Annotated in this window: 21 protein-coding genes; 9 read left to right on the top strand and 12 right to left on the bottom strand. The window is 54.1% G+C overall.

From position 1 onward, the window contains the following. Positions 1 to 140 precede the first annotated feature (140 nt). The 4 genes from J1778_RS15495 (at position 141) to J1778_RS15510 (ending at position 4,262) form a co-directional block, all read left to right on the top strand. Complete coding sequence (locus J1778_RS15495) at positions 141 to 1,370, top strand: sensor histidine kinase (RefSeq protein ID WP_217173927.1); 1,230 nt, start codon at positions 141 to 143, stop codon at positions 1,368 to 1,370. Between the two features lie 17 nt (positions 1,371 to 1,387). Continuing rightward, a complete protein-coding gene (locus tag J1778_RS15500) occupies positions 1,388 to 2,455 on the top strand; it encodes a response regulator (protein WP_217173928.1) in 1,068 nt (355 codons plus the stop codon). Between the two features lie 118 nt (positions 2,456 to 2,573). After that, complete coding sequence (gene metK, locus J1778_RS15505; RefSeq protein WP_217173929.1) at positions 2,574 to 3,719, top strand: methionine adenosyltransferase; 1,146 nt, start codon at positions 2,574 to 2,576, stop codon at positions 3,717 to 3,719. A 48-nt stretch (positions 3,720 to 3,767) separates the two neighbouring features. Then, entirely contained in the window at positions 3,768 to 4,262 is a 495-nt protein-coding gene (locus J1778_RS15510) for a BMC domain-containing protein (protein WP_217173930.1), read from the top strand. Positions 4,263 to 4,355: 93 nt separating this feature from the next. Here J1778_RS15510 and pduF read toward each other — a convergent pair whose 3' ends face one another. The 12 genes from pduF to pduL form a co-directional block, all read right to left on the bottom strand. After that, on the bottom strand, positions 4,356 to 5,165 hold the full coding sequence (gene pduF / locus J1778_RS15515; protein WP_217173931.1) for a propanediol diffusion facilitator PduF: 810 nt from the start codon (positions 5,163 to 5,165) through the stop codon (positions 4,356 to 4,358). A gap of 54 nt (positions 5,166 to 5,219) precedes the next feature. Continuing rightward, positions 5,220 to 6,137, bottom strand: coding sequence for a glycyl-radical enzyme activating protein (locus J1778_RS15520; protein ID WP_217173932.1), 918 nt, complete (start codon positions 6,135 to 6,137; stop codon positions 5,220 to 5,222). Positions 6,138 to 6,216: 79 nt separating this feature from the next. Continuing rightward, entirely contained in the window at positions 6,217 to 8,763 is a 2,547-nt protein-coding gene (gene grpM / locus J1778_RS15525; RefSeq protein WP_217173933.1) for a glycyl radical diol dehydratase GrpM, read from the bottom strand. A gap of 62 nt (positions 8,764 to 8,825) precedes the next feature. Then, positions 8,826 to 9,131, bottom strand: coding sequence for a BMC domain-containing protein (locus J1778_RS15530; protein ID WP_217173934.1), 306 nt, complete (start codon positions 9,129 to 9,131; stop codon positions 8,826 to 8,828). Positions 9,132 to 9,140: 9 nt separating this feature from the next. Then, positions 9,141 to 10,664, bottom strand: coding sequence for an aldehyde dehydrogenase family protein (locus J1778_RS15535; protein WP_217173935.1), 1,524 nt, complete (start codon positions 10,662 to 10,664; stop codon positions 9,141 to 9,143). Between the two features lie 42 nt (positions 10,665 to 10,706). Further along, a complete protein-coding gene (pduB, locus tag J1778_RS15540; protein WP_217173936.1) occupies positions 10,707 to 11,492 on the bottom strand; it encodes a propanediol utilization microcompartment protein PduB in 786 nt (261 codons plus the stop codon). Between the two features lie 49 nt (positions 11,493 to 11,541). After that, a complete protein-coding gene (grpH, locus tag J1778_RS15545) occupies positions 11,542 to 11,823 on the bottom strand; it encodes a propanediol utilization system shell hexameric protein GrpH (RefSeq protein ID WP_095925478.1) in 282 nt (93 codons plus the stop codon). A gap of 205 nt (positions 11,824 to 12,028) precedes the next feature. Continuing rightward, complete coding sequence (gene tdcD, locus J1778_RS15550) at positions 12,029 to 13,237, bottom strand: propionate kinase (RefSeq protein ID WP_217173937.1); 1,209 nt, start codon at positions 13,235 to 13,237, stop codon at positions 12,029 to 12,031. Positions 13,238 to 13,248: 11 nt separating this feature from the next. After that, positions 13,249 to 13,740, bottom strand: a complete 492-nt coding sequence (locus J1778_RS15555; protein ID WP_217173938.1) for a GlcG/HbpS family heme-binding protein — start codon at positions 13,738 to 13,740, stop codon at positions 13,249 to 13,251. Positions 13,741 to 13,749: 9 nt separating this feature from the next. Continuing rightward, entirely contained in the window at positions 13,750 to 14,016 is a 267-nt protein-coding gene (grpN, locus tag J1778_RS15560; RefSeq protein ID WP_112289088.1) for a microcompartment shell vertex protein GrpN, read from the bottom strand. A 12-nt stretch (positions 14,017 to 14,028) separates the two neighbouring features. Beyond that, positions 14,029 to 14,715 carry a flavoprotein gene (locus J1778_RS15565; protein ID WP_238484740.1) on the bottom strand — a complete coding sequence of 229 codons (687 nt, stop codon included), beginning with the start codon at positions 14,713 to 14,715 and terminating at the stop codon, positions 14,029 to 14,031. Continuing rightward, complete coding sequence (gene pduL, locus J1778_RS24740; protein WP_274388773.1) at positions 14,712 to 16,448, bottom strand: phosphate propanoyltransferase; 1,737 nt, start codon at positions 16,446 to 16,448, stop codon at positions 14,712 to 14,714. The genes J1778_RS15565 and pduL overlap by 4 nt, the downstream gene beginning before the upstream one ends. Before the next feature lie 266 nt (positions 16,449 to 16,714). On the opposite strand from pduL, the gene J1778_RS15575 reads away from it, so the two are divergent. The 5 genes from J1778_RS15575 to J1778_RS15595 are packed head-to-tail and all read left to right on the top strand — an operon-like array spanning position 16,715 to position 22,897. Further along, complete coding sequence (locus J1778_RS15575; RefSeq protein ID WP_217173939.1) at positions 16,715 to 17,530, top strand: ATP-binding cassette domain-containing protein; 816 nt, start codon at positions 16,715 to 16,717, stop codon at positions 17,528 to 17,530. Further along, the gene (locus tag J1778_RS15580) at positions 17,530 to 18,345 is read left to right on the top strand and encodes an ABC transporter ATP-binding protein (protein ID WP_217173940.1); all 816 of its coding nucleotides are present in this window, start codon (positions 17,530 to 17,532) and stop codon (positions 18,343 to 18,345) included. Before J1778_RS15575 ends, J1778_RS15580 begins: the two co-directional genes overlap by 1 nt. A gap of 4 nt (positions 18,346 to 18,349) precedes the next feature. After that, positions 18,350 to 19,588, top strand: coding sequence for an MFS transporter (locus J1778_RS15585; RefSeq protein WP_217173941.1), 1,239 nt, complete (start codon positions 18,350 to 18,352; stop codon positions 19,586 to 19,588). Between the two features lie 13 nt (positions 19,589 to 19,601). Continuing rightward, positions 19,602 to 21,110: an ABC transporter substrate-binding protein gene (locus J1778_RS15590; protein WP_217173942.1), complete on the top strand. Its 1,509-nt coding sequence runs from the start codon at positions 19,602 to 19,604 to the stop codon at positions 21,108 to 21,110. Beyond that, positions 21,110 to 22,897 carry an ABC transporter permease subunit gene (locus tag J1778_RS15595; RefSeq protein ID WP_217173943.1) on the top strand — a complete coding sequence of 596 codons (1,788 nt, stop codon included), beginning with the start codon at positions 21,110 to 21,112 and terminating at the stop codon, positions 22,895 to 22,897. The genes J1778_RS15590 and J1778_RS15595 overlap by 1 nt, the downstream gene beginning before the upstream one ends. Positions 22,898 to 22,934: the final 37 nt, after the last annotated feature.

Genomic DNA, 22,934 nt, shown 5'->3' on the forward strand with positions numbered 1-22,934 from the left:
ATAATTAACATCAGCGCATATAAATTAATAATCAAGATTATTTAAATTACCCCCGCTGTGACGGATTTCAAAATACATAAAGGTGCCTTCCTGTATATTTATACGGTGAATGCTTTCAATTACCAGTGCAGGTAATCATAATGAATAACAAATATAAATTGCATGAATTTCTTGATGTAAAAAGACTTCAAACCCTCCAGGATAATTTTAGTAAATCGATGATGATTGCCTTAGTGGTGGTCGATCAGGATGGTGTGCCCGTCACGCAGGCCAGCGGTTTTTCAGATTTCTGCGCCCGTTCACGGCTTAACGAAACATTGGCAACACATTGCTACGAAAGTGATAACGCCGGTGGACGTGCCGCTATGGAGGCCGGAAAACCAGTGGTGTACCGCTGTTACTGCGGCTTTGTTGAGTTCGCTGTGCCAATCATGATTAACGATCATTATCTGGGTGCGTTTATTTCCGGCCAGGTAAAAGTCGAGGAAGAGAAAGAGCGCACCATCCCCTTTATTCTCAATAACAACGAATTGTGGAAAGAAAATGAATGGCTGATCGACTTACATCATGATGCTAAACGCATGCCTTACGATCGTTTCGAATCGACCGCCTCCACATTATTACATGTCTCGTCATATCTGGTAGAACAGGCACATACCAACAATATTCAGCGGGAACTGCACCGCAAAGATCTCGAACTCACCGATGAGTTGCGTAAAAGAGTGGAAATAGAACGTTCATTGCACGAAGCGGAATTCAAAGCCCTGTCTTATCAGATTAACCCGCACTTTCTATTTAACGTATTAAATACCATTGGCCGTCTGGCATATCTGGAAGATGCACAGCGCACAGAAACCATGGTGCATGACTTCTCCGACATGATGCGCTATTTGCTGCGCAAAAATAATCATGGTCTGATTACGCTAAGTCATGAAATTAATTATGTCACCTGCTACATGTCCATTCAGAAAGTCCGCATGAATGACCGTTTTGATTATGAGTGTGATATTCCGGAAAAATACTTCGATGTTGTCTGCCCGTTTTTGATTTTGCAGCCGCTGGTCGAGAACTTTTTCAATTACGTGGTTGAGCCACGCGACACTCCCAGCCTGTTGCAGATCAGTGCCACAGACGACGGGCACGATGTCATTTTGGAGGTGACCGACAACGGCGACGGCATTTCACAGGCGGATATTGCCAATATTCTGTCCGGTGACGAGAAACGTCAGAAAGGCGGTATCGGCATTAATAATATAAAAAACCGGCTTCAGCTATTATTTGGTGAAAGCTACGGTCTGGCGATTTCCAGCGCGCACCGGCCAAGAATGGGCACCACTATCACCCTGAAATTTCCCATGCTGCAAGCCTGAAATCTGGAGATATGAGTATGTACAATATTGTGATTGTCGAAGACGAACTCATTGAATCTGAATCTTTGCGACGCATTGTGTCTCAGTACGTCGATAATTCTGTGGTGCATGAAGCCAATACCGGCAAAAAAGCCATCCAGCTGATCGACCAGCTCGATCAAATCGACATGATGTTGGTCGATATTAATATTCCGCTGCCTAATGGCAATCAGGTGATTGAATATCTGCGCACCAAAAGCGCCAGCACCAAAGTGATTGTCACTACCGCTAATGACGATTTCGATATTGTGCGCAGCATGCTGAACCTGAAAGTGGATGATTATCTGCTGAAACCGGTGAAAAAAAGTACCCTTACCGATGCCATCAGCAAAACCCTCGCGGTGAGTGACGTGGATATTGCGGCGTCACGGGCACTTAAACAATCTATCGGCGCGATGATCGAACAATGCGATTATTATCAGTGGCACCAGTTTCTGTTAAATGCGCTCGATGACGCATGCGCCAGTACACCTTCCGGCATCAGTCAGCGCAAATTACTGACGGATATACTCGAATTACTGCATCAGCATCTTTCTTCACTGGGAGATAAAGGACTGCCCGCCGGGAAGAAAGTAACGGCAATGATCCAGGAAATCAGCCAGTCTGGCATTACGCCTGGAGCCTATTTCCGCATCATGACCAGCCTGCTTAGCATCGGCGAAGACGTTTTCGACCATGCACTAAAACACTTTGCCGGCACCATGAATTTTATCGATCGCGCCAGATTCCACATTGAGAGAAACATTCTTAATAATCTGACGCTCGACGACATTGCCGCTCGCTCCTTCGTCAGCTCCTGCTATCTGAGCAGGGCGTTTAAGAAAATGACCGGTGCCGGTTTTTCAAATTACATCGCTGCCCGCAAGTTAAGCGTTGCCAAATCACTTTTGCAGTTCAGTGATCTCAGAATCAACACCATCGCGCTGGAATTGTCATACCAGGACGCCAACTATTTTTGCCGTATATTTAAAAAAGAGACCGGCATGTCACCGTCAGATTTCCGTAAAATCGTCGCACCGGAACCCGTCAGTTCACAGGCGGGCTAATTTTGTGCGACCGTACGCCGTGAGGGCAAAAAAGTCCTCCCTGCCCGCAAGATAATGTACGTTGCTTTCAGCTGCCACCCCCTACCATGGGGGAACCTTTGAACAACGTGGGGCAACTTTGGAAGACTCTCTTTTTACCTCTGAATCGGTTGCCGCCGGGCACCCGGATAAAATGGCTGACCAGATAGCCGATGCCATTCTGGACGCCTGTCTGTTACAGGATCCGCAAGCCAGAGTGGCCTGTGAATGCCTGGTCAAAACAGGGGTAGCCATTGTGGCGGGGGAAATCAGCTCAACTGCTCATGTTGATATCGAATCAGTAATCCGCCACACCATTAAAGAAATTGGCTACAACCATTCCAGTCTGGGTTTCGACGGCGCGACCTGCGCCGTACTGAATATGCTGGGTAAACAATCTGCCGATATCGCGCAAGGTATTGGCGGTGCAACCCCTGATTCACTGGGCGCGGGCGATCAGGGCATCACTTTCGGTTATGCCTGCAATGAAACGGCAGAATATATGCCTGCGACGCTGGTGTATGCACACCGTCTGATGGTGCGTCAGGCGGCGTTACGCCAGTCGGGGCGCCTGCCCTTCCTGCGCCCCGACGCCAAAAGTCAGGTTACGTTACGCTATCGCCAGTATCAGGTGGTATCCGCCGATACGCTGGTGATTTCCACGCAGCATTGCCCGGAAATTTCTCTTACGCACCTTCGCCAAGCGGTACTTGAGGAGATCATCAAACCGGTTATTCCCGCCCGCTGGCTAACGCCTCAAACCCGTATCTTGATCAACCCCGCCGGACAATTTGTCACTGGCGGTCCGGCAGCAGATTGTGGCCTGACCGGCAGGAAAATCATCGTAGATACTTACGGCGGCGTAGCCCGTCATGGCGGTGGTGCCTTCTCGGGTAAAGATCCTTCGAAAGTCGATCGCTCGGCCGCTTATGCCGCGCGCTATGTGGCAAAAAATATCGTCGCGGCAGGGCTGGCTGAGCGCTGCGAAGTCCAGTTCGCCTGGGCCATCGGCCTGCCCCGCCCGGTCGCCATCCGTATCGACACTTTTGGCAGCAGCCCGCTTACGGAGCCACAACTGGTTCAGCGGGTGAACCGACATTTTGACCTCAGCGTCAGCGGCATCATCGCGACACTGGATTTGCTTGTCCCGCGTTACCGTCAGACCGCCTGCTACGGCCATTTTGGTCGCGACATTTTCCCCTGGGAAAAAACCGATAAAGCACAGGCACTGCGCGATAACGCCTGAAACAGTGCGCGACGCACTTCACCTTGAATCTGTTAACAGGAGCGACTTATGCCCGGACAAAGTTTGGGATTAATTGAAACCGTCGGTCTGGCCGCGGCAATAGAAGCCGCGGATGCCGCGATAAAATCCGCGCACGTCACGCTTATCGGTTATGAACTGACCAAAGGTGGCGGTATGGTCACCGTCAAATTTGAAGGCGAGATCGGCGCCATTAACGCGGGCGTCGCAGCGGGTGTGATGGCGGCCAGCAAAGTGGGCACCGTTTATGCGCACAAAGTGATTGCCCGTACGGCGCAACACATTGAATGTATGATTTATTCTGCAGATACCCTCGGCATAACCGCTGCCGGGCCTCAAGCTGAACCCGTACCGTTTGAAAACCCACTCACTATTCCGGTGCGTAATGTGGAAGAACTGAATGTGGAAGAAACGCCGGATCAATCCACTTGTATGGATTTTTCAGAAGAGGCACCGAAGAAGGAACAATCAACGGTCACTGTAAACAACAGCCAAAAGCCTCGTGGCGCTGGCCGTAGAAAATAAACGTAAAAAAATAAACGTGATTTGCAGATAAAAAAACGGCGATGCATCAGCACCGCCTTTTTTATGGGCTGGTTTTTATGGGCTAAATGAAATCTAAGGTTTGGCAACTTCCGCCACCGCCGCATTACCCGGCAGATTTTTACCGATACACAGGCGATACACCGCTGCGCCCAGGCAAGCACCGATAACAGGCGCAATAATCGGGATCAGGAAATATGGAATTGCCCGGCCGCCGGTCATGGCGATGTCACCCCATCCGGCAAAGAAACTGAACAATTTCGGGCCAAAATCACGCGCCGGATTCATGGCAAAACCGGTCAGCGGGCCGGTTGAAGCGCCGATAACTGCGACCAGAATGCCAATCAGCAACGGACCTAAGGGGCCACGCGGCACGCCGTTCCCGTCATCGGTCAGCGCCATGATCAGCCCCATCAGAATCGAGGTTATGACGATTTCGATAAACGCCGCCTGCCACACGCTGATGGCCGCCGAAGGATAAGTACTAAAAATGCTGGCCAGTTGCAGGCTTTCAACACTTCCGCGCACCATATGGTTGGCAGTTTCAAAATTGATAAAGAGATTATGGTAGAACATGTATGCCAGCAGCGCGCCGCCGAAAGCACCGGCTACCTGGGCGATAATATAAGGCACCACTTTACGAGCGGGAAAACTTGCAAACAGCCAGAGGGCGATGGTGATCGCAGGATTCAGGTGTGCACCGGAAATGCCTGCGGTGAGGTAGACAGCCAGCGAAATCCCCAGTCCCCACACAATGCAGATTTCCCACAAACCAAAACTGGCTCCCGCAACTTTTACTGCCGCAAGGCAGCTGATGCCAAAAAACAAAAATAAACCGGTACCAAGAAATTCCGCAATACATTGCGTCTTCACTGAATCATTCATACAACGACCCTTCCCGATGATTGTTTTACAGGACTGGATTTCCTCAACGGAAACTCAGCCGCCGATGTGGCAATGAAAACCAGACGACTCAACTTCTTTTTTTAATAATTCCATTTTCGATTCGGCAATACTTTCTGCTTCACCCATCGGATAAATACGCCCCAGCAGGCCATACTTATTTTCGCCAAAAGAGTGATAAGGCAATAAATGCAAGGTATCGACGTTTGACATCAGCCGCGCAAATTCCGCGATATTGTGTATTTCATCTGGATTATCATTCACGCCAGGGATCACCGGGATACGCACAATGGTTTTGGTCAGGAATGAAATACGCAGCAAATTCTCCAGTATTTGACTGTTGTCAATTCCAGTATTAGCCAGATGAATGGCCGGATTGATCGCTTTAATATCGGTAAGCGCCAGGTCAACGTAAGGGAATACATCAGCAATCACCTCCGGCGTGGTAAAACCGGTGGTTTCCATGGCCGTGTGCCAGCCCTTTTCCTTACAGGCTTTAAGCAGTTCGCGGGCAAATGCAGGCTGCGCCAGCGGTTCACCGCCGGAAAGCGTGATGCCGCCGCCTGAACGCCGGTAGAGATTTTCTTCCTTTTGTAATTCCCGCATAACATCAGCGACCGTCATGCGTTTACCTTTCATTTCCAGAGCCTGTGTCGGACAGACCTGTGTACATTCGCCGCACTGAATACAACGTTCACGATCAATAAAGAAAGCGTTACTGATCGATAATGCCTGCTGCTTGCATACCTCAATACATTTGCCACAGCGAATACAATCGCTCTTTTTAAAAATTAACTCCGGCTGAGGACGTTGTGATTCCGGGTTACTGCACCATTTGCATGACAGTGGACAACCTTTAAAAAAAGGAATGGTGCGGATCCCTGGTCCGTCATGCAAAGAATAGCGCTGAATATTAAACAGCACGCCTTCCATCTCGTAATCGACTTTATTCATAAAATTGACCCGCTATCAGCGCCACAGGTTATTTAAAAAACGGGCTATGTATTGCTACATAGCCCGTGAAGTTAGCTGATCAGAATTGCTGTTCTGTACGGCTGATAATGTCGTCCTGCACTTCTTTCGCCAGTACCACAAACTGCGCACTGTATCCTGCGACGCGCACCACCAGATCCTGATGTTGTTGCGGGTTGTTCTGCGCTTCTATCAGGGTGTTACGGTCAATGACGTTGAACTGGACGTGCATACCCTTTTTATCAAAGTAATTGCGCACCAGCCCGCTGAAATGCCGCAACCCTTGTTCTCCGGCCAGTGAAGACGGCAGGAATTTCTGGTTGTACAGCGTGCCATTAGAGGCAATGAAGTGATCGAGCTTAGCCACCGAGTTAGCCGCTGCCGTCGGCCCCTGTGTATCTTTGCCCTGACGCGGTGATACACCGTCAGCCAGGGGTTCTTTCGCCATGCGTCCGTCCGGCAGTGCTGCCACGTCTTTGCCGAACAACACGTTAGCCGACACCGGATAGATCCCGGCCTGGAACTGGCCGCCACGCGGGTTGGTGTATTTTTCAACTTCCTGGCAGTAAATCAGCGCACATTTACGCGCAACCAAATCCACTTCGTCGATGTCGTTACCAAAGCACGGTGAGTTTTCCAGAATGTGGCGGATCTCTTCAAAGCGCGGGTTATTGCCAGCCGGAGCCGCAGAAGTGCTGCTGGCAAGCTGACGGTAAACTTCATTTTTAATCGCGGCCGGATCGAGAGAACCATGCTGACTGATGATGCGTTTCACCATCTCATGGATTTCCTGCTCTCCGAGCGATGACTTACCGCCTGTCGCATGAGGAGCGTTGCCGATGTCATGACCAAAGTTAGCGTCCAGCGCGTTTTTCAACTCAGTCATTGAGAGTTTGCGGTCTTCAAAGACTTGCTTTTGGATGGCGTAGACGGAATCCCCGGTGTCAGCGATACCAAAGGCCTGCGGGCCGGTAAAGTTGTAGATTGCGCCGCCATCCTGCAACGATTTACCGCGACCGATACAGTCATCCACCAGCGCGGAAAGGAACGGTAACGGGCAACGTTCGCCGTGGGCGATATCGACGCTGTTACAGGCTTCCACCAGTTGATGTACAAAGTGCGCCATCTGTTTTTTGAAGGCCGTAAAGAAATCATCAATGCTGGCGTATCCGGTCATTTCGCCGGTCACCGGTCCTAATTGTTTACTGCCTACGCGGCCATTGTTGAGGGTGATTTCCAGCACCTTCGCCACATTGAAGAATGCCGCATCGTGCCAGCCCTCAGTGCGGTGCGGTGCCTGTGGTTCGACGCAACCGATAATGCAATAGTCACGGGCATCGTGCAGAGAAACACCACGGTTTTGCAGCGCAGGTATAATCACCTCATCGTTGTACATTGCCGGTACGCCCAGCCCCATACGCACCAGTTCGCAGGCACGGAACAGGAATTCGTCCGGCGTACCCTGCCAGACACGGATGGAAAATGACGGTTGCGGGAGACGCACATGTGCAGTAGCTTCCATACACATGTAGGTCAGCGGGTTGGTGGCATCGCGGCCATCTTCAGTCTGACCACCGACGCACAAGTTCTGGAACACGGCGTAACCGGCAAATGCCTGTGCGGAAATTTCATCGCGGGTTTTGTTGATGTCGTTAAGCTTTATCCAGCAGCAATCCACCAGCTCCTGCGCGAATTCTTTCGAGATGGAAGTATCAGCGGCGAGATACGGGTACATGTACTGATCGAAACGCCCCGGGGAAATGGAGTGACCACTCGATTCTATCTGCAGCATACTTTGCAGGAACCAGAAGGTCTGACAAGCTTCCCAGAAATTGCTGGCGCCGTTTTCCGGCACACGCGTACAGTTCTGCGCAATTTGTTCCAGCTCACGCTTACGCGTTGGATTACTTTCCAGCTGCGCAAGACGTGTCGCTTCCTGCGCATAGCGATGCGCAAAATTGATTGCCGCCTGATAGCTGATAATCACGGCATTGTAGAATTGTTCTTTTTTAATATATCCAGGTTCGGAACGGTCCAGAGCTTCCAGCTGACGGGTCACCAGGTTAATAATACCTCGGAAGCCGATTTTCAGTATTTTGCCGTAATCCACACTGACATGGCCGACACCACCATAGAAATAGTTGCCGACGGTAAATACGCCGCTGGCCATACTTTCTTTGGTGCCTTCCGACATATAAGATGCCGCCAGTGAACTGGTGGTTTTTCCCGGCCAGTATTTAAACGCCTCATGCAAATCATCAGCCGTTTTTTTCGGGATAATAAACGGGTCGGCGACCCGGTGTTCCATGGTATTAAATTCTTTTTCTACCCAGTCGTAAGAGAATTCAGGACAGATTTCAGTAGAGCGCGGATTAATCGTCACCGCGCCAACAATCAACTCGTCAGGACGAATAGTCACCGGCAGCTCATTGAATATTTTCTCGACCACGCGCGCCCGACGCATAATAGCGGGAAGTTGTTCGTTTTCTTTATAAGCCTGCGTCGCTAATACTGCGCGTTCCGATTCAACATAAGGTTTAGCATGCAGGATCATATTCTTGAGTCTGACAACACGTTCGGTCGGATTAGAAAAACCTTTCTCTAACATAGTATAACTCCAGAAATTAGTGAATTAACCTTACGGCAGTAATAGGTTTTATTAGCGGATAATCAGAAAGCGCTATTATTGTTGTCGTCTTCTATTATTCGCATGGCTTCATTTACCGCGGCGACTTCGCCAAAAATAGCCAGCGTCGTAATATGTTGCGGACAACTGCCGAATATTTCAGAGACCACCACATTGGCGCTTTTACTGGCGGCATCTGCGTAAAAATACAGGTCCGGCACCGGCAACATAATCATGCCAATCGCATCGATACGGATAAGATCAAGCCTTGAACGAAATTCCCCTGGCATTCTGCGTTTTATCATCGCCACGATGTCCGGGCCCGGCGCATTAATAATGCGTTTTTTCATCGACGCTCCTTATCTGACGTTAAGGGCCTCGACCATTACGCAGCGACGTGTTCTGGCAAATGAACGCGCTGACGTCAGCCCTTCTCCGGTAGGTCCGGCAATGGTAAAGGTGGCATGCCCTTCGCCGCCGACACCCAGCCCGGCATAAGAAGGCCCGTTTTTGACGAAAATCGTAGTCTGGATCTGCCGGGCCATTTTGGTCAGCTTTTCGACGTTGGTTGAATGCATGATGGCAGTATGGCGGTTGCCGTGCTCGACCTGAACCGCCAATTCAATGGCTTCATCCACGTTATCGACCCGAACCACCGGCAGCACCGGCATCATCAGTTCATGCACCACAAACGGATGATTTTTCCCGGTTTCAACTAAAATCACTTTTGTGTCTTCCGGCGCACTAACGCCCAGTTGTTGCAGGATATAGCGAGCATCTTTGCCAACAAAAGCGGTGTCAGGACCGGAGCCTTTTTCGTTCAGCACCAGAGATTCCAGCTGGCGGATAAGTTGTTTGTCACACAGTAAATAGCCACCGCTTTTTTTCATGCAATGGATCAGATAATCCGCTACCTGATTGACGACAATCACTTCTTTTTCAGCCACGCACGGCAAATTATTATCGAAGCTACATCCGCGAATGATGTCGCGGGCCGCCTTTTCAATATCGGCGGTTTCATCCACCACTGCGGGCGGATTGCCTGCACCGGCACCAATCGCTTTTTTACCGGATGACATTACCGTTTTCACAATCGCCGGACCGCCGGTCGCCACCAGCATATTGATGCGCGGGTCGTTGATCAGCACGCGGGTGTTGTCGAGGGAAGGTTGCGTGACCGTCACCACCAGATTAGCCGGTGCGCCCAGGACGGCGAGTTTCTGGTTAATCAGTTCAACACAGTATAAAGAAACGTTGCGGGAGCGCGGATGCGGGCTGAATACCACGGAATTGCCTGCCGCCAGCATACCGATACTGTTGTTGATGATGGTTTCTGTCGGATTGGTGGTCGGCGTGATTGAACCGATAACACCGTAAGCAGAGAACTCCGTCAGTGTCAGACCGCTGTCGCCACTCAGCGCGCCGGTGATGAGGTCTTCCAGACCGGGCGTTTTCTGCGCCGCCACACGGTTTTTGATCAGCTTGTCGGCGTAATTGCCCATGCCGGTTTCTTCAACCGCCATTCGGGAAATATCCTGCAAAACGGCGTCCTGCAGGAAAACATCGCGGATGCCCTGAACAAACGTCGCCCGATCCTGCATTGAACAGTGGCGATACTTAACCTGCGCCAGCACTGCCGCCGCAATCGCCTCATCCATTGAAGCGAACGCACCTTTGCCTGCCTCGCTCGCTGGTGACTGCACGGCCGTTGTCGGGGTTTTATAAGGAGCCTGCGCCAGCGCTCTGGCAACAATGGCGTCGATCGTATCACCGCCCGTTGCCTGCGCGACTTCAGACACAGCCTCAGGCGCCGGATCTGACGTTGTTTTGGTAAACCTGCTCAGCACGTTGGAGACCGCCTGAGCAATTTCAATATCATTCATGCTGTTAATTCCTTACTTCACGTCGCTTCGCCAGGTTAACCCTTAAATATAAGGTTTAGTGGTAGAACTGATAGGCGTCGGATCCAGCGTGGCAAGCAGTTGCAGCCCGACTTCACGCGCCGCAATCACGGCCTGTCGCACCGCACCTGAATCACCGGCAAAGGTGAAAATGACTTCGTTGCTAAAACTGGTGCCTTTCGACGGGCTGGCGTAACCTACCGGCTCGATCACCGCCGATTTGGCCGCCACATCGGCAATCACCACGCCGATGGCCGCAGGTGACGCACAAGTCATGCCAAAGGCTTTACCGACCGGCGCACCGAAAGCTTTATTCAGCGCAAAACTGGCACGTGCTGTGTACTGGAATTCAAGATGACCGGCCGGAGAGCCGTAAACATCGCCCATCGTGCGTTCAATCTCTGACAGCGCCACTTCAATAGCACGGCGGACATCGGACACATCAGTAGCACCAAAAATAATTAAACATCCGTGTCCGCCGCCGCCTTCCGTATCACGCGCCAGTTCCACCGATAATATTTCGCTGTTGGTGGCTTTCACTGCTTCATCAGCCGCAAATATATGTGGACCCGCACCGGTTCGCGCCCCAAGAATACCAATAGAGCGATATTTCTTGTCGATATTCATGACGTCATGTAACTGATGATCGACATTGGCAATAACCAGACCAATAGTATGTCCGAGCGTGGTGCCGACAAATTCCGTTAAACCGCAACCGGCAATACTGGCGGATTTTTTATCCCTGGCATTGTCGCTGGTCTGTTTATTCACTACTTCAGATATAATCTGCTCAACAAGATTATCTCTCATGGTCAGTATCCTCTGGGGTTATTAACCGACAACTGTTAACTGACCTTTATTAGCCGACGGCTTTAGGCAGAATTTTTTCAACTTCAATATGCGGGCGAGGAATAACATGTACAGATACCAGTTCGCCCACTTTGAGGGCCGCTGCAGAACCGGCATCCGTCGCCGCTTTCACTGCACCGACATCGCCGCGCACCATGACAGTGACCAGCCCGGAACCGATTTTTTCATAACCTACCAGAGTAACATTGGCAGATTTCACCATGGTATCTGCGGCTTCAATTGCAGAAACCAGACCTTTTGTTTCAACCATACCTAACGCTTCTTGTTGCATAACGACCTCTGATATTGAGTTGGGAAATTAATTAATGCAGGGTTATTAACGCCGGCCAAAAATCCGCGCACTTATATCCTGCTGGTAAACTATTCACGCACAATGATAATAAGGACTTCAGGACAAAATGTTTTGCCCGCCAGCCGGACTTTCTTGTTATTTCATCCGGCAACCGGACAATAAAATCTCTTTGTTTTCTTTTTAATTAATTCACCGTCTGGGCGGTGCAAATCTCGACCGCATCCAGCGCGATCATTTTTTCTTCATTGGTCGGGATCACGACTACGCGCGGGGAACCTGGTAATGAGATGACGCCCGTGCGACCGCCGCAGGTGTGCTGATTTTTTTGCACGTCCAGTTTCATCCCCAGCACGCCAAGACGATCGAGCGTCAGTTCGCGGATCAGCGCCGAATTTTCGCCAATGCCCCCGGTAAAAATCAGCGCATCGAGGCGTTTCAGTGAGGTCAGATGCGCCCCCAGATGGCGCGCCAGACGGTGAACCATCACATCTATCGCCAGCGTAGCCCTTGCATCTCCCTGCCCGCGCGCATCCTGTAAGGTACGGCAGTCGCTGGATATTCCTGATAATCCGAGCAACCCGGACTGGTTATTCACCATTTTGTACAACGCATCGATACTCTGACCGGTACAGGTTGCAATATGCGCCGCTGCTCCAAAATCCAGATCGCCACAACGTGTACCCATAACCAGCCCTTCCAGTGGCGTCATACCCATTGAGGTATCCACGCTGCGGCCGTTTTGCACCGCACATACCGAAGAACCGTTACCAAGATGGGCAATCAGAATGCCGTGATCGGCCGGGTCAAGATCCAACATTGTCAGCGCTTCACCGGCAATATAACGATGCGACGTGCCATGAAATCCGTAACGGCGTACCTGATAGCGTTGCTGATATTCCAGCGGAATGGCGTAGGTATAAGCCGCTGCTGGCAGCGTCTGATGAAACGCGGTATCAAACACCGCGACCTGTGGCACCTGAGGCAGCAGTGAGATGGCCGCTTCGATGCCGGTCAGATTCGCCGGGTTATGCAGAGGCGCCAGCGCCGACAGCGCATGAATTTTTTCGATGACCCCCGGCGTGATGCGAACCGATTGTTTGAATTCATTGCCGCCGTGGGCGACACGATGTCCGATAGCCTGTACCGCAGGCAACCACTGGCGTTCTGCCAGTTCCCTGAACAACACTTTCAGCGCGCAAACGTGGCTGGCTTCGCTCAGCACTACCGTGGTCTTCTGTCCGTGAGTGTCTTTCAGCGTCATGCTGGCGTTATCCAGCCCAAGCCTTTCAGCCAGCCCCGACAGCACCGGCGCGCCTGAATCAGACGGGATCAGCGAAAATTTCAGCGAGGATGACCCGCAGTTAATAACTAATACCAGTGAACCGAAGGACATGTTGACCCCTGTTAATCATTTCCTGTTGTGAGTACAAAACGTGCGGCGCTGAAGCGGGTAAGTGTGTTACGTGCGACTGCCAGATCTTGTTCAACCGTGCCGCCGCTGATACCAATCCCGCCAAGCAAAATACCTTCCGACCAGCACGGCAACCCGCCACCAATGCAGCAAATTCCGTTCTGATGTTGCAGGCCGTATAGCGCTGCACCCGGCTGTATCAGCGCAGCGAGTTCAAGAGTGGGCATTTTGAGCGCCACGGCGGTATGGGCTTTTTCCGGCGCAAGCTGGTGGCTGATCAGCAATGCGTTCTCCATGCTGAAGAAATAGCGCTGATGGCCGCTGGCATCCGCCAGGCTGAACACCATCGGCACGCCAATATTCAGCGCTTCTTCGGCGGCAAACCGCGCCAGCAAAGCAGCGTCGTCCATGCTCAACCTGTGCCGGGAACCCTTTCCCTGCGCTGCAATCGCCGCGCTGATCCAGCCATCGAGTTGTTCAGACATAGCGTTTCCTTAAGAGAGATCTTGCGGATCGACGATGCCAACCACGGCAGCATCAATCACAGAATGCTCTTTGCTGTTGCTCATGCGCGCCGAACTGCCGGTGGAGATAATGACGATTTCGCCATTGCCTGCCCCGACGAAATCCACCGCCACCTGGGCGCTGCCGGTGGGCTGGTAATGCTCATCCAGCCGCGCAACCATCAGTAATTTGGCCCCGTTTAACGAGACGTGTTTGGTGGTCGAGACCAGCGCGCCGGTCACTTTTGCCAGATACATAATTCCTCCGGTTCACCGGATCACGGTGATGTTCTGTCGGCGAATTTCATCTTGCGCAGCAGGCGTAATCAGCGTGTTACGACCGATTCGCAGCGAGTCGCCAGTGTGATAAAGACGAATATCATTCAGGGTGATCAGTCGCTTTTGGTAGGCATTATCTTCACGGCCCTTTATCGCAATGCCGTATTGCCTGAGCGTATCGACATAATCATTCAGCCGGGCCTGTAGCGGCAGCGAAAATGCGCTATCACTCGGATGCAGAAGTTCAGGATTGAGTGTGACAATTACCGGCGTTTTTATGCTGAGGGCGTGGAAAACCTGTGTCGTAGCGAGGTTATCGCGTAAACCGAGCGCAATTTTGCTCAGGCTGTTGGTGGAAAGCGCCGGCAAATACAGACTGTCGTCGGTCAGCGATAACCGTTCATCGTCGTCGCTAAAGGCTTTAATTTCAGAGAGTAATGCAGATTTCAACCCGGACTGTCCGGCGCTGAGCGAGAACATCACCCGGAGTACATAACCGGCAGCCTCCAGTGCCTGCAGGCTTTTCAGAGTCTGTGGCAAAGCCGTCAGGTCGCTGCCGGTGATCACCACGCGCACGGTTTTACATCCTGCATTGCGTGCCGCACGTTTGCGCACCAGCAGCTCGGCAATCGACTTATCTATCAGCCGTGACAAACGCTGAAGCTCCGGCGTATTCATGGGCGCGATCCGTTACTGGTACGAAACAGCAGGTCGCCATTGCGCAGCCCCAGGCCGTTGGCTTCTTCTACATCGATATGTAATTCTGCTACCGCATCAGTGCTGACCCGCACCATCACATGGCTGAGAACTCCTGCCCGCTGGCCCTCTGCCTGCAAATCGATTTCCATGCCATCGCGTAAACCGTGGCGCTGTGCTTCCTGCGGTGAGATATGAATGTGCCGCCAGGCCACAATTGTGCCGTACGGTTTGCTGACCCTTCCTTTCGGCCCGACCAGCTCAATGCCCGGCGAATTTTCCAGATCACCCGACATTCTCACCGGCGCTTTCACGCCCAGCACAAAACTGTCGGCCACAGAAATTTCAATCTGCGTGACGCTGCGCAGCGGCCCAAGTACCCGTACATTGGGGATATCACCTTTGGGCGTGCGTAAGGTAACGGTCTCTTCAGCGGCAAACTGGCCGGGCTGTTTAACCGCTTTCAGGCGAGTCAGTGTCGAGCCATATCCGAACAGCACATCCATATCTTCACGGCATAAATGCACGTGGCGGTTAGAAATACCCACCGGCACGGCAAACTTCGGTGCACGGTATTCGCCGGTTTCAGCGATGCAGGAAAGCAGCAGATCAATGCTCTGCGCACAAGGCGTATAGGGGTTGGAAGCCGTGCAACCATCGGCCAGCACGGCCTGTGTCAGCAAGGGGCGCATCGTTTCATATGCTGCCAGATCTGTGCCGAGTTCTTTTAAGCTGCAGGGAATACCAAACTGCCGGTTGAGCTGGCGGAGGCTCTGCACCAGTTGGGAGATCATGTCTTGTGGATCAGCAGTTGCGATGCCAAGAATGCGTGCGCACTGACAGTAACGGCGGGTCGTTTCGGGCGAGGCATGCGCGGCGTTAAATTCGGTGATTAATGGCAACAACATGGCATTAATTTTACCATGAGGAATATGCAACATCCCGCCGATGGCGTGTGCCATGCCATGCACCAGCCCAAGGCCGGCCGAGTTAAACGCCATGCCCGCCATACAGGAAGCATTATGCATATGAGTCCGCGCCGCGACGTTTTTATCATCCTCATAAATCTGCGGCAAATGCTGCCACGTCAGGGCGATGGCTTTTTCGGCCAGCGCATCACTGAAATCATTAGCGCCGGTTGAAACCAGTGCTTCGATGGCATGAGTCAGCACGTCCATTCCGGTATCCACCGCGATATGTCGCGGTACACTCAGCACCAGTTGCGGATCAAGAATGGCGGTATCCGGCACCAGTGCCTGCGAAACCAGCGGGTATTTGCGGCCATTCTGCGGGTCAGAAATAATCGCATATGACGTCACTTCCGAACCGGAACCGCTGGTCGTTGGAATGGCAATCAGTTCGATGTTCTGTTGCTCAGAATCGCTCTGCTGATAGTGATCTTCCAGCGTCACTTTGATGCCTTTGGCAGCATCCAGCGAAGACCCGCCGCCCAGAGCAATAATCACCTGCGGCCGGAAGGCTTTAAACTTTGCCGCGCCTTCCTGCAAAATGTCTGTGTCCGGATCCGGCCTGACCTTGCCATACACTGATATCGTGGCCTGCGGCATCTGTTCCGTCAGATACGCGACCTTGCCTGACGTCACCATAAATTCATCGGTGACAATCGCCACTCTCTTATTGATCAGACTGTTTAATGCCGTGAGGGCACCGTCGCCAAAGTACACGCGCGGGCTGGAGAAAAAATAACTCGCCATTATTTCAACACCTTTACTCAGGTTGCCGGCTTACGGAAGGCGGCCGAAAAAAGATGCGTTTAACCTAACATTCAGCATCTGAAAGGCTGTTGCTCAGGGTTGTGCAGGTGGAGGACTTTTTTGCCCTGTTGTTTTTGCAACGGGCAAAAAAATGCAGGAAGGAGGAAGAAGACGGAGAAAAAAACAAAAATCCTTTTGCATCAAATTGACACATTTTGTTATGTTATCACATATCAAAAAAACCACTGTAATGGACAGGTTCAGGGATGACGCAAGACAGAGCACAACACACCGCACCGGTTCTGGCGGTTGAAGGACTGACGTTATGGCTCGCGGGTGAAAATCGTATTTCCGGTTTGAGTTTCAACATCAACGCAGGTGAACGCGTTTGCCTGCTCGGCGCTTCCGGCTCGGGTAAATCGCTGACCGCCAAAGCCATCACCGGCACAGCGCCCGCACGCGCAGATCTCCGTGGCAGCATTCGGGTGAACGGCCTGGAAGTGTGCGGCAAACCGCCGGTTTCACGTTGCTCATACAGCCGCGTGGCCACCGTTTTTCAGGATTCGTCTACGGCACTGAATCCGCTGATGACAATCGGTAAACAGCTGCGTCTCGCCCTGCCCGTCGCCAGCGTCCAAGAACTCCTCGCCATGCTGGATGCCGTAGGACTTGGCGATATCGCGCAATTAATGGCCAGGTATCCGGCGGAACTTTCCGGTGGTCAGCGCCAGCGGTTGTGTCTTGCGCTGGCGATGCAGTCGTCGTCTTCGCTGCTGCTCGCCGACGAGCCGACTACCGCGCTGGATGTACTCACCCAGCATCAGGTTTTGCAGGTCATGCAAACAGCCTATTCTGCCAGCCCTACGCGCGCTCTGCTGTTTATTACCCACGATATCGCCGTCGCCGCGCAGTTATGCGAGCGCGCGCTGGTGATGGAAAACGGCGTGCTGGTGGAATCCGCGCCGATGGCGCAGTTACTCCGTCATCCGCAACATCCTTATTCCCGGCAACTGGTGCACGCTGCCAGACAGGCCGACGCGTCGCATCAGAATCACGCAGCGCTGCGAGGAGTGACGGTCTGATGGAATCTTCACTGCATCTGGTCACTGCCCCGTTTCTGCATCTGCATAAGGTCAGCCGGCATTTTGCGCTGCCGGGTTCTTTCTGGCGCAGGCAGCACACGACGCTTTTCGAAGGTCTGTCGCTGCGCATCGCTGGCCATGAAACCCTTGGGCTGGTCGGTGCTTCCGGTTGCGGGAAATCTTCGCTGCTGAAAATTTTGCTGGCACTCGAAGCGCCAGACAACGGCGAGGTGTATTGCACCGGAGAAAAAATCCGCCCCGGCTCCTTGCGGTCATTACGCGAATACCGCCAGCGTGTGCAGTATATTCCGCAGGATCCTGCAGGCTCACTGCCTCCTGCGCAGACGATCGGTCAGATTATTGCTGAACCGCTCAAACATCTCGGATTTGAAGGCGATATTCGTTTGCGGGTCAGCGATGTGATGGCGCAGGTGAGTCTCAGCGACACTCTCCCCTCCCGGACGGCAGGCGAGCTTTCCGGCGGACAGGCGCAGCGTGTGGCGATTGCCCGTGCGCTGGCGATCCGCCCGCAATTTCTGGTGGCTGACGAGCCGGTCAGCGGGCTGGATCTGCCGCTGCGTGCGCAGGTTAAACAGCTGCTGCAACAGGTGACGCAGCAAAATGGCATGGGCCTGCTGATGGTGACACATGATATTTCGATGGTCGCCGGTTTATGCGACCGTCTGCTGGTGATGCACGGCGGTGAGATTGTAGAAGACCGCGCCACGCAGGACGTTTTGCGTTCGCCGGACCATACTCATACGCGGCAGCTGCTGCAGGCCATACCTCATTTACCTTTGACCGTTAACGGATAACCGGATGCTGACCCGATTTATTGCGCGCGCTTCTGCGCCCAAACCGCCGCTGCTGCTCGCCAGCAGCCTGGTGTTTAATATTGGCTTTTATGCTGTCGTGCCATTTCTGGCGATTTTTCTTCGCGATGATTTACTGCTTTCCGGCTGGGCGATCGGGCTGGTGCTGGGTCTGCGCACGTTCTCACAACAAGGGATGTTTTTACTCGGCGGCGCGTTGTCCGATCGCTACGGAGCACGTCTCATTATTCTGCTCGGTTGCGTGGTGCGCATCGCCGGTTTCTTGCTGCTTGGACTTTCCGACACGCTGGCACCGGTGATCCTTGGTGCGTGCCTGACCGGTGTCGGCGGCGCGCTGTTTTCCCCTTCCATTGAAGCTCTGCTGGCGCAGGCAGGGACCCAAAGCGAAAAATCCGGAAAACGCAGCCGCGCCGAATGGTTCGCGCTGTCCGCTGTCTGTGCGGAACTGGGTGCGGTACTTGGGCCATTGCTCGGCTCGTTGCTCTCCAGATACGGTTTTCAGCCGGTGGCGCTCGCCGGTTCCGGTCTGTTCCTGATTGCGCTGCTGGTGCTGTTTTTCACCCTGCCCGCCTCGCCGAAACGCGCCGCCGAACTGAAAATTGTGCCATGGTGGGAGACGTTCCGTCAGCCGCGTTTTGTCGCCTTTATCATCGCCTACAGTGCGTACCTGTTCAGCTACAACCAGTTGTATCTGGCGCTGCCGGTTGAACTGCGCCGTTCTGGCGGCAGTGAGCAAGATTTGGGGCCACTTTTTGTGCTGGCGTCGGTTCTGGTGATCGTACTGCAAATGCCGCTGGCGCGTTTTGCCCGCCGGACAGGTGCCGCGCGGATTTTGCCTGCGGGCTTCGGATTGCTCTCCGCCGCTTTTGTCGCTGTGGCGCTGTTCGCCTGGACAATACCGCCCCAGGGCTGGCTGCGGCTGCTGCCGTCATTATTGCTGATCACCCTGCTGACTGTCGGCCAGATGCTGATTGTGCCGGTCGGGATGGATCTGATCCCACGCTTTGCCGGGCAACATAATCTCGGTGCGCATTACGGTGCGCTCTCTTCGATGGGCGGCATCGCGGTGCTGGTGGGCAATTTCCTTCTCGGCGGCCTGCTCGATAACGCACTAACCCCATCACCCGCTGCGGTCATTCCGTGGCTGGCACTGGCGGCAGTTCCCTTTTTAAGTGCGCTGGCGATGTGGCGAATCTGCCGCCGCCTGCCTCCTCCCGCAATCTGACAAGGAAATTCTGATGTCTCTGTTACATGTAAGCCCGCTGGCCGGGCTGCTTTCTGCTGCGCTTTTACTGACCGGTTGCTTCAATGAAGCCGATAAAACCCCTGAAAAAAGTGCCGATCAGCGCCTGCGACTGGCGATGTTACAACCGCCGCGTTCGGCGCTGACGCCGCTCAGTGACGATGCGTTTAAACTCTCGCGCTGGAGCACGGCAGAAACGCTGGTGGTACTGGATAAACTGGGCGAAGCGCAACCGGCGCTGGCGACCAACTGGCAGCAAACTGGCAATAACCGCTGGCGTTTCGAGCTGCGTTCCGGCGTGAAATTCCACGACGGCAGCGAGCTGGATGCAACAACCGTGGTGAATGCGCTGACCGTCGCCGCCAGTGCTGCGCCGAAACCGCGCATTCTGGATGGTGTGCAGCTGACCGCTGAAGCCGATGGCCAGATGGCGGTTATCGTCACCACCGCGCAACCCGATCCGTTGCTGCCACAGCGGCTTTCCAGCCCGCAACTGGCCATCCTTTCACAAAAAGCCTACAGCGCGGAAGGTACGGTGAACCCGCGCCACACCGGTTCCGGCCCCTTTGAACTGGTGCAGATCAACGGCACCAGCAGCGCCAGACTCGAGCGTTTCGCCGGTTACTGGGGGGAACAGGCTAAAGCCAGCGGCATCGACGTCAGTTTTGTGCCGGACGGTACCGCGCGGGGAGCCGCGTTACGCACCGGTGCAGCGGATATTGTGGAAGCTATTCCGGTTTCACAGGCACCGTTGCTCGACCAGCGTTTAATCCACGAAGTGCCGATGCCTCGCACCAACACGCTGTATCTCAATACGAAATCCGGTGTGATGCAGGACGCGGCAATGCGGGCTGCCGTACGCGACGCGATCAACCGCCAGCAACTGGTGGATAACGTTTACGAAAAACGTGCCGATGTGGCCAAGGGATTGCTCGGCCCGGCGCTGCCGTGGGCAGCAGAACTGCGCCAGCCGGTGAGCCACCCGGTTGCCGCCGCGAAACCTGCCGGTGAAACCATCACATTAGCGACGTTCAGTGACCGCGCGGAGCTGCCGGAAGTGGCGGTGTATCTGGCACAGCAACTGACGTCGGCGGGCTTCACGGTGAAACAGGTCGTACGTGAGTACTCACAAATCGAATCGGATGCGCTGGCAGGCAAATTCGATGCGTTTATTTTATCGCGGGCGACGGTGCTCGACTCCGGCGATCCGGTGGCCTACATGTACAGCGATTTCGCCTGCAAAGGTTCTTTTAACATCGCGCAACTGTGTCGCCCTGAAATCGACCAGGCATTGCAAAAAGCCGCTGCCATTCCGGCAGGCAATGCGCGCCGTGAGGCCATTATGCAGGCTGAAAACCTGATCCTCGCAACCGATGCCGCCATTCCGATGCTGCATGAACGCGTGATTCAGGGCGAAGCAGCGGACATTCGTGACGCAGTGCGCGACCCGCGTGAACGCACGCTGATCAACGCAGCAACGCAGCGCATGGTTCAGGCCGACTGATGAGTGAATCCCTGTATTGCCGTACCTGCGCGGGGGTCAGCCGTCTGCGCATGAGTCAGACCGGCGGCGCACTGGTGCCGCTGATTTCACGCCTGCTGACGCTGACGGGGATCGTCGTGCTCACCGGTCTGCTGCCGTGGCTGTCGGGCAGTGATCCGGCGCTGTCGCTGCTGCGCGCACGGTCCGGTGAGCAGGAAGCCACTGCAGAAACGCTGGGCGCTATCCGCCAGTCGCTCGGGCTGGACAACGGCCCCTGGTTCGCGCTGACGCACTGGTTGAGCGGTTTGCTGAACGGCGACGCCGGTGTGTCCTGGGTTTCTGGATTGCCGGTTCTGCCCGGTATGTTGCAGGCAACCGGCGTTTCATTAACGCTGATGGCATCCTCGGCCAGCGTGGCCTTTACTCTCGCACTGCTGCTGTGCGCAGGCACGATGGTGCGCGGATTACAGGGCAGAACGCCCCGTCCGGCAGGGTTTACCGCAGCACTGTTCACCGCCCTGCCGGAGTTTTTACTGGCGTCTGTTTTGCTGATTGTGGGTGCGGTCTGGCTTTCCCTCTTTCCGCCTTATGGCTGGCAAGGCTGGCATTACGCAGTCCTGCCTTCGCTGGCACTGGGGATTCCTGCGGGCGGATATCTCGGGCGAATTTACTCCGATGCGCTCTGCGAAACCTTTAAAGAAAACTGGCTGACGACCTGGAGCGTGCTGGGTATTCAACGCCGTCATACCGCGCTGGCGGTTATCTGCCGGACGCTGCCCGGCGTAATGCCGCTGACCGGACTGGTGCTGGTTTCCCTGACCGGCGGCGCGGTGGCGGTTGAAAAGGTGTTCGCGATCCCGGGTCTGGGGCGCGCCACGCTGGGTGCCGCAGCAGCCGGAGATTTACCGGCCTTACAGACCGGCGTTTTGATCCTGCTGTTGCTGGCGTCTCTTTTTGGCATGTTAACCGGAGGGGTGCGGATCGTATTGTTGGGGCGCGCCGTAAGACTGAACGCGCTGCCGGTTCCGGTATCTTCCAATCCCACGGAAAAATCCCGACCGTGGATCCCACTGTTATGTTTGGGAATTCTGCTGGTCATGGTCTTCACCGGTTTGCCACGCGACCCGCTGGCATCGGAATATTTGCGGTTACAGCCGCCCTCTTTCGCCCTGCCTTTTGGCGCTGATGCCATGGGACGCGACCTTCTCGCCCGTGTGGCGCACGGTACGCTCAATACCTGTTTTCAGGCGCTGATTGTTTCGCTGATTTGTCTGGCTATCGGCCTCATTGCCGGAGCGTTTCCCCGCGCCATGACCGGGCCGGTTGAAGTTGCGAATGCGCTGCCGCCGGTGATCGCCGGATTAGTGGTTGCCGCCGTTAGCCGCCCGACGGCGGGAGGCGCCATTATTGCCGTGACTGCCGTCAGCTGGGCACCGCTGGCGGCTCACACAGCCGCGCGGGTGGCAGAAATCCGCGCGCGGGCTTATATGCAGATGCTGACGTTTTCCGGCGTCGGCGCTTTTCGTCGTAATGTGTTTTATGTGTTTCCCGCCCTTGCCGGTCCGCTTCTGCGCCATGCATTGCTGCGTTTACCGGGCATCGCGCTGGCGCTGGCGTCTCTGGGTTTTCTTGGCCTTGGCGCTCCGCCGCCGGTGCCTGAATGGGGACGCGTGCTGGCCGAAGGCATGCCTTATATCGAGCGTGCGGGCTGGACGGTTTTCGCCCCGGCAGGCGCACTGGCGTTACTGTCAGTGATGGCCGTAACCCTGAGCAATGTACGCTGGAAAAATCCGGCCCGTGCTCGCTGAACCATTATCTGAATTTATAGTTTCGCGCTAATCTGTT

This window comes from Rahnella bonaserana, assembly GCF_019049675.1.
In the GTDB taxonomy this organism is placed as follows: Bacteria; Pseudomonadota; Gammaproteobacteria; order Enterobacterales; family Enterobacteriaceae; genus Rahnella; species Rahnella bonaserana.